The sequence below is a fragment of the Micromonospora sp. NPDC048169 genome (assembly GCF_040652815.1).
Classification (GTDB): Bacteria; Actinomycetota; Actinomycetes; order Mycobacteriales; family Micromonosporaceae; genus Micromonospora.
Map to the genome: position 1 here is coordinate 26,317 of NZ_JBEZMS010000014.1, position 14,226 is coordinate 40,542.

A 14,226-nucleotide genomic window follows, 5' to 3' on the forward strand; every position below is an offset into this window, starting at 1 on the left:
GCCGCACCGACGGCGCGGCGTGGCACGTCGACGGGCCACGGGGGCGGCTGCGGCGCGGGTAGTCTCCCGCGGGTGCGTGGAATCCTTCTCGCCGGCGGCACCGGTTCCCGGCTCTGGCCGATCACCCGGGCCGTCTCGAAGCAACTGATGCCGGTGTTCGACAAGCCGATGGTCTACTACCCGCTCTCCACTCTGGTGATGGCCGGGGTACGGGAGATCCTGGTGGTGACCACGCCGGAGGACCGCGCCCAGTTCGAGCGGCTGCTGGACGACGGCAGCCAGTGGGGGCTGAGCCTGGCGTACGCCGAGCAGCCCCGGCCGGAGGGCATCGCGCAGGCGTTCCTGCTCGGCGCGGACTTCATCGGCGCCGAGTCGGTGGCGCTGATCCTCGGCGACAACATCTTCCACGGCGCCGGGCTCGGCCGGCAGCTCGCCGATCACGGCGATCCGGCCGGCGGCCGGGTCTTCGCGTATCCGGTCGCCAATCCGCAGGACTACGGCGTGGTCGAGTTCGACGAAGCCGGCCGGGTGCTGTCGATCGAGGAGAAGCCGGCCCGCCCCCGCTCCCGGTACGCGGTGCCGGGCCTCTACTTCTACGACAACCGGGTGGTCGACATCGCCCGCAAGCTGACCCCGAGCGCCAGGGGCGAGCTGGAGATCACCGCGATCAACGAGACGTACCGGGCGTGGGGCGAGCTGACGGTGACGGTGCTCGACCGGGGCACCGCGTGGCTGGACACCGGCACCTTCACGTCGATGATGCAGGCCGCCGAGTTCGTCCGGGTGATCGAGGAACGCCAGGGCATGAAGATCGGCTGTGTCGAGGAGGTCGCCTGGCGGTCCGGGCTGATCGACGACGGGCGGTTGCGGATGCTGGCCCACCCGCTGACCCGCAGCGGTTACGGTGACTACCTGCTGGGCCTGCTGGCCGAGCGGTCCGGTTCGGGGAGCGCGTCGTGAAGATCCGTCCGTTGAGCATCGAGGGCGCCTGGGAGGTGACCCCGCAGCAGCACGGCGACCCGCGCGGCCTGTTCCTGGAGTGGTACCGCTTCGACCGGCTCGCCGAGGCGGTCGGCCACCCGCTGCGGCTGGCGCAGGGCAACGTCTCCGTCTCCGCCCGGAACGTGGTGCGCGGCATCCACTTCGCCGACGTACCACCCGGCCAGGCCAAGTACGTCACCTGCGTACGCGGGGCGGTGCTGGACGTGGTGGTGGACGTGCGGGTCGGCTCGCCGACGTACGGCCGGTGGGAGGCAGTACGCCTCGACGACACCGACCGGCGGGCCGTCTACCTGGCCGAAGGGCTGGGGCACGGGTTCTGCGCGCTCACCGACGACGCGACGATCAGCTATCTCTGTTCGGCCACCTACAACCCGGCGGCCGAGCACACGGTGCACCCGCTGGACCCGGTCCTCGGCATCGACTGGCCGGCGACGACGCCGCTGCTGTCCGAGCGGGACGCGGCGGCCCCCCGCCTGGCCGAGGCACGCGCGGCGGGCCGGCTGCCCGGCTACGACGCCTGCCGCTCCTTCACGGCAGCGCTGGACGCCCGGCCGTTCGCCTGATCCGGCACCGCCGCGCCGGCCGGGCGGCGGCGCACGACTGTCGTCCAGAGCGTCCGCACGTCCGCGCCCACCGGGGTGCCGGCCCGGCGGTAGCCGAGCACGAGTGCGACACCGACCCCGGCAGCCAGGCCGCCGAGCGCGCCACCGGCGGCGTGCCACTGCCACCGCACCGGCTCGGGACGCCCCGGCGGGGTGGCGGCCCGGACCACGGCGACGTGGGCCTTGAGCCCGAGCCCGGCGGGCGGCAGGTCGCGCTCGGCGATCCGTTGCAGCTCGGCGGCGAGCGCCGCGGCTATCGCCGCGGCGGTGCCGGCTGACCGGTCGGTTACTGCCACGTCGATCGCCAGTGAGTCGACAGTGGAGGACGCGACGACGCGGCCGGCCAGGTCGTCGGTGGTGTACGGCAGCCCGAGCGAGTCGATCACCGGGCGCGTCAGCCGGGGCGTGTTCATCATGGTGGCGTACGTCTTCACCCGCCGCTGCATCAGCCGGCCCGCCTCGTCGGCCGGTGGGCGGGGCTGCGGCGTGGCGGACTTCTCGGCGGCGAACGTGACGACCATCTGGGTCTCGGCCCGGTAGGCCGGCGGCCGGCGTTCGGCGAGGACCCCGATGAGCGCGCCGCACAGCAGCGTCAGCGCCAGCACGATCGGCCACCGCCTGCCGATCGTGTCGCGGAAGTGGGCCAGGTCCACGACGCGACACCCTACCGGCGAGCTGCCGCAGTGGGCGCACCCGTCCGCCGGTCATTGCGCTGCGCAGCCCCGGTCGGGTAGAACAGGCCCGCACACATCCGCGCATCTTGGGGGAAGACGAGTGGATTACGCGTGGCCGGCTCGCGGCCGACACCGGCGCCTGGGCGCCGGGTGTTAGGCCGGGTCCGGCGGATCGTCTCCCCCGAGCGTCTCTATCTGGTCGCCCTGGGCCTGACCGGCCTCGCCGCGCTGGTGTCGGTCACGCTGCCGGCGGCGGAACGCGGCGAACTCGCGGCGAACATGGTCAGCGCCACTGTGGGAGCGGCACTCGGCGGCCTGTCCGTCGACACGTTCCTGCTGTCCCGGCCGGCCGGGTGGATCATGTCGCGGGGCCGGGTGTGGATCGCCGGCATCCTCGCCGTCTCGCTCGGTCTCACCGCGCTGGCCGCGGCGCTGCTGACCACGCTGGCCGGGCTGGGCAGCCATCCGGTGGGCATCGGGGCGGGCTGCGCGCTCACCGTGTTCAACACTGCGGCCTCGCTCGGCCTGCGCCTCAAGCGGTTCTGGTTCGTCTACACCATGCGGGCGCTCGGCGGCGCGGTGCTGGTGGCCGGGTACGGGCTGCTCTGGCTGGGTCACCGGCTCGACGGTGGCCTGTGGAGCGTGCTGTGGCTGGGCGTGCAGGTCGCCACCGCGACAGTGCTCGGGGTGGCGGTGCTGGGCTGGGCGCGGCGGTTCGGGCCGGGGCCGGCGGCGACGGCGGGACGCACCGAGTACCGCGCCGACCTGCTCGCGGTGGGTCGGCTGCACGTCGGGGTGTGCGCGCAGATGCTGACGTACCGGCTGAGCCAGGTCCTGGTGGCCCGCTTCGCCGGCGCGGGCGCGCTCGGCGTGTTCGCGCTGGCGGTGGCGGCGCTGGAGTTCGCGCAGTCCGGCGCCGTGGTACGGGCACAGCGGATCCTGGCCGAACGCGACCCGGACGCGATCCGCGACCACGGCCGCGACGTGGTGAAGTCGGCGCTGCCGATCGCCGCGCTCGCGGTGATCGGCCTGGCGGTGCTCGGCGTGCTGGCGACCGACTACCGCGACGCCTGGATCTTCGGGCTGCTCCTGCTGCCCGGCACGCTGGCGTTGTCGGCCGGCAAGACGTGGAGCGCGGCGCTGCTCAAGCGCGCGGGCGAGCAGGCCACCACAGCAGTGGCCCTGGTCACCATGTCGGTGTCGGTGGTGCTGTACGTTCTGCTCATCCCGTGGGCCGGCGCGCTCGGCGCCGCGGTCGCGTCGTCTGTCGCCTACGGCGTCTACGCGTTGCGCACCCGGCAGCGACTCCAGCGGTCCACGCACCTCCTCGTCAATCGGATGGCCTAGCGGTGGACGTCTCAATCGTCGTGTTGACCTGGGAAGACTTCGAGCGCACCGACGGCTGCGTCCGCTCGCTCCCCGAGGGTGTGGAAACCGTCGTGGTGGACAACGGCAGCGCCTCCGAGATCAGCGACAGGCTGCGGGCGATGTGCGCCGAGACGGGCGCCCGGTACGTGCGCTCGGAGACGAACCTCGGCTACGCCAAGGGCATGAACCTCGGTGTGCGGCACAGCACCCGGTCCCGGGTGGTGCTGTCGAACAACGACATTCTCGTCCGGCCGGGCGCGATCGAGCGGCTGGCGGCCGAACTGGACGAATCCACTGTGGGTGCCGCGTTCCCCAAGGTGCTCGACGCGGCCGGCCGGGACCAGACCGCCGCCGGCCGCTTCCTGACGGTGGGCACCGGCGTCGCGCACGCCACCGGGCTCAGCCTGCTGTTCCCGAGGCTGCGGATCGTCGCGCCGCCGGAGCGGGGCGACTGGCTCTCCGGGCCGTTCGTGGCGATCCGGCGGGAGACGCTGGACCGGATCGGCGGCGTGGACGAGTCGTCGTTCTTCTACTCGGAGGACCTGCGGCTGTGCTGGGCGGTGCGCCGGCTCGGGCTGCGCCTGGCGTACCTGCCGGACGCCGTGGTCACGCACGAGGACGACGCGAGCGCGAAGCGCCGGTGGGCGGCCGAGGAGATCTCGCGCCGGCAGACCCGCGAGTTCATCCGGGCCAGCCGTGAGCTGGCCGGGTGGCGGGGCACAGTGGCCTGTTCCGCGTACACCCTGGGGGTGCTCGCCCGGGCGGCGGTGGGCGGCGGGACAGCGCGGCGGGCTATCGCCCGCGGCGCCCTGGAAGGCATGGGCGTCCGATGAGGGTGCTGTTCGTCTGCACCACCGGCGGGTCGGGGCGGCGGCAGCTCGGCGGGGCCGAGCGCTTCCTGATCGAGATGCTGCCGGCGCTCGCGGCCCGCGGCGTCGACGTGGTCGCCGCCACCCCTGACGACGAGGTCGCGGCGGCGTTGCGGGACGCGGGCGCGCCGTGGCGTCCGCTGGGCGCGGCCAAGCGGGTGGACCTCGGGTACGCGCGCGGCATCCGCACGCTCGTCGAAGAGCTGCGGCCGGACGTGGTCAGCGCGCACCTGCTCTCCGCCGCGATGCACGCCCGCGCCGGACTGGGCGTTCGGGGCCGCCGCACGCCGCTGGTGGTGACGCTGCACAACAGCCTCTGGCAGTACCGCGACACGGCCGAGACGTGGCGCGCCAAGGCCGCGGTGCAGGCAAACATCAGCACCGACCTGATGTTCCGGCGGCTGCGGCCGCACGCGACGGTGGCGGTCTCCGACTTCGAGGCCCACGAGCTCCGGGTACGCGGGCGGATCCGCGACGTGCGGGTGATCCCGAACCCGCTGCCCGCCATCTGGCCGCAGGTGGCCGACACCGGCCGCCTCGCACCGGACGGCCCGGTGCGGGTCGGCTTCCTCGGCCGGCTGGAACGGGAGAAGGGCGCCGACCTGCTGGCGGACGTGGCAGCGGCGCTGCCCGACGTGGAGTTCCTGGTCGCCGGCGCCGGCGCCGTCGAGGTCGCGGAGCGGCCGAACCTGCACCTGGTCGGGCGGGTCGACGCCGCGCCGTTCCTGCAACGGCTGCACTGCCTGCTGGTGCCGTCCCGGGTGGAGGCGTTCGGGCGCAGCGCGCTGGAGGCGATGTCGCTGGGGGTGCCGGTGGTGCACTCCGGCGCGGGCGGCCTGACCGAGGTGACAGCCGCCGGTGACGGCGTGCTCGCGTACCGGGCGGAGCTGACGCCGCAGGCGCTGGCCGCCGCCGTCCGGACGGCCACCGACCCGGCCGCGTGGGACGGGCGGCGGCGCGAGCTGGCCCGGCGGTACGCGGACCGGCACTCGTTCGACGGGTGCGTGGACGCCTGGCACGACCTGTACCGGACGGTCGCCAGTGACAGCCGCTGAGCGACGCCTCTGGTCGGTCGGGATCCCGTTCGCGCTCGGTGCGGCGCTGCTGCTGGCGACGCACGACGCCGGGATCGCCGTCGCGCTCGCGCTGGCCGTCGGCACGCTGCTCGCCGCGCGCCTGCGGATGTGGGCGCTCGCCGCCTGCGCCGCCGTCTGGACGGCCGCGCTGCTCGCCGTGCGGGTGCTACCCGGCCCGTACGACTCCTGGGCGGGTCGTGGGGTGCTGCCGGTGCTCGCCGGATACGTGACGGTCTTCCTGCTGGCCTGGGCGGTCGGGCGGCGGCTGATCGACAGGCGGGACGAGGACGGCGACCGCACCCGACCGGCGCTGTCCTGGCCGTCCGAGCGCCGCCTGCTGACGTACTTGTTCGTGCTGCTCGGTGTCGCCGTGGTGACCTCGGCGATCCGGTTCCGGGGCACCGTGCCGCCGCTGCTCGCCGACAACCCGGACGCTGCCCGGCAGGTGCTGCGCGAGCAGGCGAACCTGGTCGTCGGGCTGCTGTCCGAGGCGTGGACGCTCGGCATGGCGGTGTCGCTGCTGCGCGCGTTGTCCGCGCGCGGCCGGGTGCTGCCGCTCTACTACGCGCTGGCCGCGCTCTTCACCGTCGGGGCGGCGCTGGGCGCGAGCAAGAACTCGGTGCTCGTGGGCGTCGCGCCCGCGCTGATCGCGGCGCTGTCGGTCCGGCGTACCCGGGGACGGGCCGCGTCGTTCCTGGCCGCGCGCACGCCTGTGGTGCTGCTGATCGGCGCGGTGGCGCTCGGCGCGGCGGTGTTCCTCGGCGGGCAGCGCACCATGGCCGGCACCGGCGCGTTCGAGACCGAGTTCCGGGCCCGCTACGGCAGCAACGCGCTGACCAGCAGCGCCGGATCGCTTGACCTGTCGCTGAGTTCGTCCACCGAGACGTTCGGGCGGGTCTGGTCGCAGCGGGAACACCTGGAACCCCGGTACGGCACGTACTCGCTGACGTTCCTCGGCTCCCGGGTCGAGCCGATCGTCGGCAAGGCGGACCTGTACGGGCTGACGTCCCAGCTCAGCCAGCCGTACCTGATGAACACGGCGACGTTCGTGGCCATCCCGCTACTCGACTACGGCCCGCTGGGCGCGGTGTTCTTCCTGGCCGCGCTGGGGCTGGCGGTGGGCGCGACCGAGCGGTGGTTCGAGTTCTCCCGGGCGCCCGCCGGGCAGCTGGCGCGGGCGTTCGTCGTCTACTTCGCACTGTTCGGCGTCTACGAGCTGTATCCGCTGATCTATCCGACCTGGCTGAGCCTGGTGCCCGGCCTCTGGGTGCTGCACCGGCTGGGCAGGAGCGCGGCATGACGTTCGACGGGCTCACCGTGGTCACCGTCCTCTACCGGTCCGCCGGCATGCTCGCCGAGACGCTGCCGACCTGGGTCCGCAGCGCCGGTGACCTGCCGGTCCGGTTCGTCTTCGCGGACAACTGGCCCACCGACGGGTGCGCCGAGGTGATCGCCGGGCACCTGCCCGCCGACCGGTACGCGTACCTGCCCGACGCCACGAACCCGGGCTTCGCGGCCGGCTGCAACCGGGCGGTGGCGACGGTGACCACGAGCCACCTGCTGCTGCTGAACCCGGACGTGTGGCTGCCGGACGACGCGCTGGCCCGGATCTGCGCCGCCGTCGCCGCCGAGCCGGACGCCCCGCTCGCTGTCGGCCTGGCCATGCACGGCGGCGAGTACGTGGGCATCGACCTCAACCCGGTGTCGCTGTTCATCGACAGGCGGGCCACTGCCGGCCGTACGCCGCTCGGACCGTCCGGGGGCGCGGCGGTCTTCCCGGCCGCGCTGTACCGGCGCTTCGGCGGCTTCGACGAGCACCTGTTCGCCTGGGGCGAGGACGCCGACCTGGCGTTCCGGCTCTACGCCTCCGGGCTGCGCACCCGGGGGCTGGACGTGGTGCTGCCGCACGCCGGCGGGCACAGCGTGGACGGCGACGACCGGTTGCAGGGGTTCCGGGCGTTCCTGCTGGCCCGCAACCGGCTGCTGGTCGCCGCCCGCACGTTCACCTGGCCGCTGCTGCTCGTGGCGGTGCCGGTGCTCGCGCTGGCGCACCTCGCGCTCGCCGCCCGGCGGGCCCGGCAGGGCCTGCTGCGCCCGTTCCTGCGCGGCATCGGACGCGGGCTGGCCGAAGGACCGGCGGCCCGCCGCCGCTGGACCGGGCGGCGGTTCGGGTTCGCGTCCCTGCTCGGCTACCTGACCGCTCGGAGGGCGTGATGACGGCACAGCCGTGGACCGTGGTGACAGTCACCTACCACTCGGCGGACACGCTGCGCCGCTGCTGGCGCGGCCCGAAACCGTACGAGTGGCTGGTGGTCGACAACGCCTCCACAGACGACTCGGCGGCGGTCGCCGAGAAGCTGGGCGCGAGGGTGATCCGGCTGCCGGAGAACGTCGGCTTCTCCCGCGCCAACAACGTCGCGCTGCACCAGGCGACCGGCCGGTACGTGCTGTTCGCCAACCCGGACCTTGAGGTGCGCCCGGACGGGCTGGGCGCGCTGGCCCGGCACCTGGACACACACGGTGGGCTGGTCGCGCCGCAACTGCTGGCCACCGACGGCACACCACAGGCGAACGGGCGCGGCTTCCCGTACGCGACGGCGAAGCTCGGCAACCGCAAGGTGTGGCCGCTGTCCCGGCTGCACACCTCGTACCGGCTGGTGGCCGCGCCCGGCGAGACACGCCACGTCGCCTGGGTGATGGGCGCGGCGGTCGCCGGCCGGACCGCCGACGTCACCGCGCTGGGCGGGTGGAACGAGCGGTTCTTCCTCTACTACGAGGACCACGAGCTGGGGCTGCGCGCCTGGCGGCACGGGTTGCCGGTGGCGGTGCTCGGTGACGTGCGGTGGACCCACCACTGGGCCCGCGCGACCAACTCGGTGCGCTGGTCCCGGGCGCACACGCTGGAGCTGCGCAGCGCCCGGACGTTCTTCGGCATGTTCCCGGAGTTCCTGGTCGGCCTGCCACGGCCGGCCCGCCGGCACCGTCTGGCCGCCGGATCGGTGGGTACTGCGGTGCCGCCGGTCCCGTCCGTTCCGGGCCATGCCGGGGAGTGATCGAGGCCGGTCGCGGGGCCGCTGACGTGAATGAGGCTTTGATACCGTCTCGCCGTGTCCGTGACACGCCCGGCCTTCTCCCCCTCGACGGCGCCCGCGTCGGCGACGCCGGTGGCGTCGCGGCCGGGCACGCCCGCCGAGGTCGTCGCCGTCGCGTGGGACCGGCTGAGCCGGTCCCCGTACTGGGCCGTCGCGGGCCTGCTTGTCACGCTCGGCGCGGTGCTGCGGATCCGGCAGTGGGCGTACGCGCGCAGCTTCTGGAGCGACGAGCTCTACATCGCGCACAACATCCGGGAGCGCGGCTACCTGGACCTGTTACGGCCGTTGGCGTTCAGCCAGTCGGCGCCGCCCGGCTGGCTGTGGCTGGAACGGTTCGCGTTCGCGCAGTTCGGCGACGGTGAGCGGGCGCTGCGGCTGGTGCCGCTGCTGTTCGGGCTGGCGCTGCTGCCGCTCGTGGCGTGGCTCGGCCGGCGACTCCTGCCGCCGCTCGCCGCGCTGGCGGCGCTGCTGCTGGTCGCCGTCGCGCCGTTCCTGATCGGCTACTCCAACGAGCTGAAGCAGTACAGCGCCGAGGCGTTCGCCGTCACGCTCGTGGTCGGGCTGGCGCTGCTGCTCGTCCGGAACGGTCCGACCTGGGCCGGGTCGGCGGTGTTCTGGTCGGTCGCGGCGGTCGCGGCGTTCGTCAGCACGTTGTCCATTCCGGTCACCGGCGCGCTCGGCGTGCTGATCGGCGGGTACGCGTTGTCCCGCCGGGACCGGCAGTGGACGAGCAGGTGGCGTGACCTGGGCCGGTTCCTCGCCCCGGCGCCGGCCTGGGCCGTGGTGGCGCTCGTGGTGTACGTGCTGTTCCTCGCGCCGGGGCTCGCCGATCAGCAGCTCTCCGCGTACTGGCGGGGAAAGTCGATCTACCCGGCCCACTCGCTGACCGACCTGCCCGCCACTGTGGAATGGCTCGCGGCGACGTACCGGAGTCTCGCCACCGTGCCGTTCGTGGCCTGGTCGGCATGGGTCGTCGTACCGCTGCTGGTGCTGGGCACGGCGGCCGGGCTGCGCCGGCTGTCGACCGTCGCGGTACTGGTGCTGCTCACGCCGCTGGCAGCAGGGCTGGCCGGCGCGGCGGTGTCGATCTACCCGTTCAACGGCCGGCTGGCGCTGTACGCGGTGCCGGCCTGCCTGCTGCTCGCCGCGCTCGCCGTCGCGCCGCCACCACAGCGCGCCGGCCTGCCCGCCCAGGTCAGGTGGGCGGTGGGGGTGGTGCTGCTGCTCGCGCTCGCCGTGCCGCAACTGGCCACCGCCGTCGTGGCGACTGTGCATCCGGCGCGGGCCTTCGCCCAGGGCGGCGGCGCCAACGCGGTCGACTACCGGGGCGCGCTGCGCCACCTGGACGACAAGCGCCGCCCGGGTGACCTGGTGCTGGCCACCACCGTCTCGTGGAACGCCCAGGCGTGGTACGGCCCGCCGGCCGACGCGTACGTGGTCGCGGCCGGGCCGGGCGGCTGCCCGGGGCGGACCGTGTCGACGCTGCTGCCCGGCCGGTCCCGGGTCTGGCTGTTCCAGGCCACCGACTGGGCCGACGCCGCGAACCGGGACGTCATCGTCCGGCTCGGCGGCAGTGGCGTGGCGGTCACCGAGCGGCAGTTCGGCGGTGCGCGTGTGGTCCGCTTCGACCTCGCAGCGGGCGTCACCAAGGGCGGCGACGTCTGCCTGGTGCCACCGCCCAACGGGGCGGCTGTCCGCTAGCTGTGGCGCTGCCAGAGGTCGCGCAGCGCGTCCCAGTTGCCGCCGAGCCCGGCCCCGCACGGCGTCTCCATGTAGATCGCGCTGGTGTCGTTGTCCCGGCCCCACCAGATGCCGCAGACCGGGCGGCCGTCCTGGCCGTTGCCGGCGTACTCGACGTAGCTGCCCTGCGCCCCGCTGACACCGCCGGTGGCCGGCCCGGCCTCCCGCATGCCCGGCGCGAGCGCACGGCCGATGATGCCCATCTGCTGGCGGAAGGCGCGAGCCGCCTCCTTCTTCTCAGCCGACTCGTACTCGGCGAAGTGCAGCGACACGCCCAGGTAGCGGCAGAAGACATGCTGCTTCTCGCCCGCGGCGAGCCCGGGGCCGCTCTTCTCGGTGTTGATCGCGCAGCCGCCCACCCCGTCGAGCCACGGCTCGGCGATCGGCATGAGCGTGGCGTCGAACTTCGCCTTGTTCAGCGACTGCTGGGTGGCCTCGTAGAGCGCCGGCGAGGTGCTGGCCACCGGAGTGGACGGTTCGCCTCCGTCGGCGAGCGAGCGCCCGGCCAGCAGCCCGGCGCCACCGGCCAGCACCGCCGCCATGACCACGCCGCCGATCCACAGGCCGGTACGGCTCTTGGGCGGACGGGCGACCGGTGCGATCCGGGGCCCTCCGGTGGCCACGAGCGGGTCCGAGGCGCCGGCCTGGGCCGGGATCGCCCGCACCGGCATGCCCGGCGACACCGGCATACCTGGTGACACCGGAGCGCCTGCGGAGACGGGCGCACCGGCGGACACGGGTGCGCCGGAGACCGGCTGCTGCGGCGCCATCGCCCACGGCTGCGGGCTCCACGGCAACTGCGGCGGCGACGAGACCTGCCGCGGCGGCGCGGACACCGGCGGGGGCGGCGGAAGGATCTCGGCGGTGGCGATGCGCTGGTAGTCCATGCCCAGGCTGCGGAACAGCCGCTCGGCGGCGCCGTCCTCTTCGGAGGGGTACGCCACCCAGGGCTGGCCGGCGGCGAAGTCGGAGTTGACGTACCGGTGGCCGCCGGGCGTCTGGGCCAGCACGTTCGCCGCGTTGGTGAACGCCTCGCGCCAACGCTGGTCCCCGGCTGCGGCGCCGTCCAGCACCGCGACGGTCAGCGCGCGGTCCTGCCCGTCGAGTGCGGCCCAGGCCCTGCCGACCTGGCACTCCCCCAGCACCTCGGTGAACCTGTACGGACCTTCCGGCTGCATGCCCCACTCCTCTGCTCACCCGCCGTGCGGATAGTACAGAGAGCACGCTCATCAGATCTCTTTGCGGTCGCGCCGCCCTTGCGTACTGAAAGTTTTCATGCATAGAGTCGCAGTGTGAATGAAAGCGGTGCGGCCACCCCCGACCGCCTGCTCGACCTGTTCCACGGCGTGCGGCTCACCCCGACCCAGCGCCGCATCGCCCACTGCCTGGTGCGGCACGCGGGCGCGGCGGCGTACCTGTCCGCCGCCGAAGTGGCCGAGCTGGCCGGCGTCAGCCAGCCGTCGGTGACCCGGTTCGCCATGGCGCTCGGGCACGACGGCTATCCCGCGCTGCGCCGCCGCCTGCGGGAACTCACGGTCACCGAGCCGGCCGAACCGACCGCCGGGAACGCGCTGCAACGGGCGGTGCACGCCGAGCGGGACAACCTGGACCGGCTCGCCGCGCAGCTCGCCGACGCCGACCGGGTCGCCGAGGTGGGGAGGTTGCTGGCGGTCAGCCGTCCGCTGCCGGTGCTCGGGCTGCGCGCCGCCGCGCCGCTGGCCGCATACTTCGCGTATTTCGCCGCGAAGGTGCACCCGGACGTGCGGGTGCTCGACGACGGCGGCAGCATGCTCGTCGACCGCCTGGACCAGGCCGTCGCGGCCGGCGCGACGGCGCTGCTCGCGTTCGTGCTGCCCCGCTACCCCCGGGAGACCCTGGACGCGCTGCGCGAGGCCCGCGACGCCGGCCTGACCGTCGTGGCGATCACCGACTCGCCGGTGAGCCCGGCCACCGAGTACGCCCAGGTGGTGCTGCCCGCCGCCGTCGGCGCCGACCTGGTCTTCGACCTGCACACCGCACCGATGACGCTGGCCATGGTGGTGCTCCAGGCGATCTGCGACGCCGCGCCGGCCGAGACCCAGAGCCGGCTCGAGGCGTTCGAGTCGTCCGCCGCCCGCCGCCAGTTGTTCCTCGGCTGAGAGGAGTACGAGATGCACCAGCCCGTCCGCGCCGCTCGCGGCACCGCACGCACCGCGAAGGGGTGGCCGCAGGAGGCCGCCCTGCGGATGCTGATGAACAATCTCGACCCGGAGGTGGCCGAGCGTCCCGAGGACCTGGTGGTCTACGGGGGCACCGGAAAGGCCGCCCGGGACTGGCCGTCCTATCACGCGCTGGTGCGCACGCTGACCGACCTGCGCGACGACGAGACGATGCTCGTGCAGTCCGGCCGCCCGGTCGGGGTCATGCGCACCCACGAGTGGGCGCCGCGCGTGCTGCTCGCCAACTCCAACCTGGTCGGCGACTGGGCCACCTGGCCGGAGTTCCGCCGCCTGGAGTCGCTGGGCCTGACCATGTACGGGCAGATGACCGCCGGTTCCTGGATCTACATCGGCACCCAGGGCATCCTCCAGGGCACGTACGAGACGTTCGCCGCGGTGGCGGCCAAGCGCTTCGAGAGCACGCTCGCCGGCACGCTGACGCTCACCGCCGGGTGCGGTGGGATGGGCGGGGCGCAGCCGCTCGCGGTCACCATGAACGGCGGTGTCTGCCTGGTCGTGGACGTGGACCGGTCCCGGCTGGAGCGGCGGGCGCACGACCGCTACCTGGACGAGATCGCCGACTCGCTCGACGACGCGGTCGAGCGGGCCCTCGCGGCGAAGCGGGACCGGCGCGCCCTGAGCGTCGGGGTGGTCGGCAACGCCGCCACCGTCTTCCCCGAGCTGCTGCGCCGGGGCGTGGCCATCGACATCGTGACCGACCAGACCAGCGCGCACGACCCGCTGTCGTACGTGCCGGAGGGCGTGGACCTCGGCGACGCCCGGGACTACTCGGCGGCCAAGCCGGCCGAGTTCACCGACCGGGCCCGAACGTCGATGGCGAAGCACGTCGAGGCGATGGTCGGCTTCCTGGACGCGGGCGCGGAGGTCTTCGACTACGGCAACTCGATCCGGGGCGAGGCCAAGCTCGGCGGATACGAGCGGGCGTTCGACTTCCCCGGGTTCGTGCCCGCGTACATCAGGCCGTTGTTCTGCGAGGGCAAGGGCCCGTTCCGCTGGGCCGCGCTCTCCGGCGACCCGCGCGACATCGCGGCCACCGACCGCGCGATCCTCGACCTGTTCCCGGAGAACGAGTCGCTGGCCCGGTGGATCCGGATGGCCGGCGAGCGGGTCGCGTTCCAGGGCCTGCCGGCGCGGATCTGCTGGCTCGGCTACGGCGAGCGGGACCGCGCCGGGGTGCGGTTCAACGAGATGGTCGCCTCCGGCGAGCTGAGCGCGCCGGTGGTGATCGGCCGGGACCACCTGGACTGCGGCAGCGTGGCCAGCCCCTACCGGGAGACCGAGGCGATGGCCGACGGCTCCGACGCGATCGCCGACTGGCCGCTGCTGAACGCGCTCGTCAACACCGCCAGCGGCGCGTCCTGGGTGTCCATCCACCACGGCGGCGGCGTCGGCATCGGCCGGTCCATCCACGCCGGCCAGGTCTGCGTGGCCGACGGCAGTGAGCTGGCCGGGCAGAAGATCGAGCGCGTGCTCACAAACGACCCGGCGATGGGCGTGATCCGGCACGTCGACGCCGGCTACGACGACGCCCGCGCGGTCGCCGAGCGCACCGGCGTGCGCGTCCCCATGGCCGAGTAAGGAAGG

13 protein-coding genes are annotated in these 14,226 nt (G+C 74.0%); 11 read left to right on the forward strand and 2 right to left on the reverse strand.

The annotated features are described in order from the left end of the window. Positions 1-72: 72 nt before the first annotated feature. On the forward strand, positions 73-960 hold the full coding sequence (gene rfbA / locus AB0D28_RS14760; RefSeq protein WP_357385926.1) for a glucose-1-phosphate thymidylyltransferase RfbA: 888 nt from the start codon (positions 73-75) through the stop codon (positions 958-960). Continuing rightward, a complete protein-coding gene (gene rfbC, locus AB0D28_RS14765; RefSeq protein WP_357385927.1) occupies positions 957-1,565 on the forward strand; it encodes a dTDP-4-dehydrorhamnose 3,5-epimerase in 609 nt (202 codons plus the stop codon). Before rfbA ends, rfbC begins: the two co-directional genes overlap by 4 nt. Here rfbC and AB0D28_RS14770 read toward each other — a convergent pair. Beyond that, complete coding sequence (locus AB0D28_RS14770) at positions 1,511-2,257, reverse strand: lipopolysaccharide biosynthesis protein (RefSeq protein ID WP_357385928.1); 747 nt, start codon at positions 2,255-2,257, stop codon at positions 1,511-1,513. The genes rfbC and AB0D28_RS14770 overlap by 55 nt on opposite strands. A 171-nt stretch (positions 2,258-2,428) precedes the next feature. Here AB0D28_RS14770 and AB0D28_RS14775 point away from each other — a divergent pair, with 171 nt between their 5' ends. From AB0D28_RS14775 to AB0D28_RS14805, 7 genes are read left to right on the forward strand one after another with little or no spacing between them, the layout of a single operon-like run. Continuing rightward, positions 2,429-3,625 (forward strand): hypothetical protein, encoded by a 1,197-nt coding sequence (locus AB0D28_RS14775; protein WP_357385930.1) that lies wholly within the window; start codon positions 2,429-2,431, stop codon positions 3,623-3,625. A gap of 2 nt (positions 3,626-3,627) precedes the next feature. Next, positions 3,628-4,479, forward strand: coding sequence for a glycosyltransferase family 2 protein (locus AB0D28_RS14780; RefSeq protein WP_357385932.1), 852 nt, complete (start codon positions 3,628-3,630; stop codon positions 4,477-4,479). After that, positions 4,476-5,570, forward strand: coding sequence for a glycosyltransferase family 4 protein (locus AB0D28_RS14785; RefSeq protein WP_357385934.1), 1,095 nt, complete (start codon positions 4,476-4,478; stop codon positions 5,568-5,570). Before AB0D28_RS14780 ends, AB0D28_RS14785 begins: the two co-directional genes overlap by 4 nt. Continuing rightward, positions 5,557-6,891 carry a hypothetical protein gene (locus AB0D28_RS14790; protein WP_357385936.1) on the forward strand — a complete coding sequence of 445 codons (1,335 nt, stop codon included), beginning with the start codon at positions 5,557-5,559 and terminating at the stop codon, positions 6,889-6,891. The genes AB0D28_RS14785 and AB0D28_RS14790 overlap by 14 nt, the downstream gene beginning before the upstream one ends. Further along, a complete protein-coding gene (locus tag AB0D28_RS14795) occupies positions 6,888-7,805 on the forward strand; it encodes a glycosyltransferase (RefSeq protein ID WP_357385938.1) in 918 nt (305 codons plus the stop codon). The genes AB0D28_RS14790 and AB0D28_RS14795 overlap by 4 nt, the downstream gene beginning before the upstream one ends. Continuing rightward, positions 7,805-8,644, forward strand: coding sequence for a glycosyltransferase family 2 protein (locus tag AB0D28_RS14800; RefSeq protein WP_357385940.1), 840 nt, complete (start codon positions 7,805-7,807; stop codon positions 8,642-8,644). The genes AB0D28_RS14795 and AB0D28_RS14800 overlap by 1 nt, the downstream gene beginning before the upstream one ends. Before the next feature lie 54 nt (positions 8,645-8,698). Continuing rightward, positions 8,699-10,384 carry a glycosyltransferase family 39 protein gene (locus tag AB0D28_RS14805; RefSeq protein WP_357385942.1) on the forward strand — a complete coding sequence of 562 codons (1,686 nt, stop codon included), beginning with the start codon at positions 8,699-8,701 and terminating at the stop codon, positions 10,382-10,384. Here the strand turns inward: AB0D28_RS14805 and AB0D28_RS14810 are convergent. Then, positions 10,381-11,601 (reverse strand): hypothetical protein, encoded by a 1,221-nt coding sequence (locus AB0D28_RS14810; protein ID WP_357385944.1) that lies wholly within the window; start codon positions 11,599-11,601, stop codon positions 10,381-10,383. The two genes, AB0D28_RS14805 and AB0D28_RS14810, sit on opposite strands and share 4 nt — an antisense overlap. A 114-nt stretch (positions 11,602-11,715) precedes the next feature. On the opposite strand from AB0D28_RS14810, the gene AB0D28_RS14815 reads away from it, so the two are divergent. Next, positions 11,716-12,561, forward strand: coding sequence for a MurR/RpiR family transcriptional regulator (locus AB0D28_RS14815; RefSeq protein WP_357385946.1), 846 nt, complete (start codon positions 11,716-11,718; stop codon positions 12,559-12,561). Positions 12,562-12,573: 12 nt separating this feature from the next. Next, positions 12,574-14,220, forward strand: coding sequence for a urocanate hydratase (gene hutU / locus AB0D28_RS14820; protein ID WP_357385948.1), 1,647 nt, complete (start codon positions 12,574-12,576; stop codon positions 14,218-14,220). Positions 14,221-14,226 lie beyond the last annotated feature (6 nt).

What these genes read in the sequence shown, in the direction of transcription:
- AB0D28_RS14785 (WP_357385934.1), top strand. Translation starts at nt 4,476, where the DNA reads ATGAGGGTGCTGTTCGTCTGCACCACCGGCGGGTCGGGGCGGCGGCAG.
- AB0D28_RS14795 (WP_357385938.1), top strand. Translation starts at nt 6,888, where the DNA reads ATGACGTTCGACGGGCTCACCGTGGTCACCGTCCTCTACCGGTCCGCC.
- AB0D28_RS14800 (WP_357385940.1), top strand. Translation starts at nt 7,805, where the DNA reads ATGACGGCACAGCCGTGGACCGTGGTGACAGTCACCTACCACTCGGCG.
- AB0D28_RS14810 (WP_357385944.1), bottom strand. Translation starts at nt 11,601, where the DNA reads ATGCAGCCGGAAGGTCCGTACAGGTTCACCGAGGTGCTGGGGGAGTGC.
- hutU (WP_357385948.1), top strand. Translation starts at nt 12,574, where the DNA reads ATGCACCAGCCCGTCCGCGCCGCTCGCGGCACCGCACGCACCGCGAAG.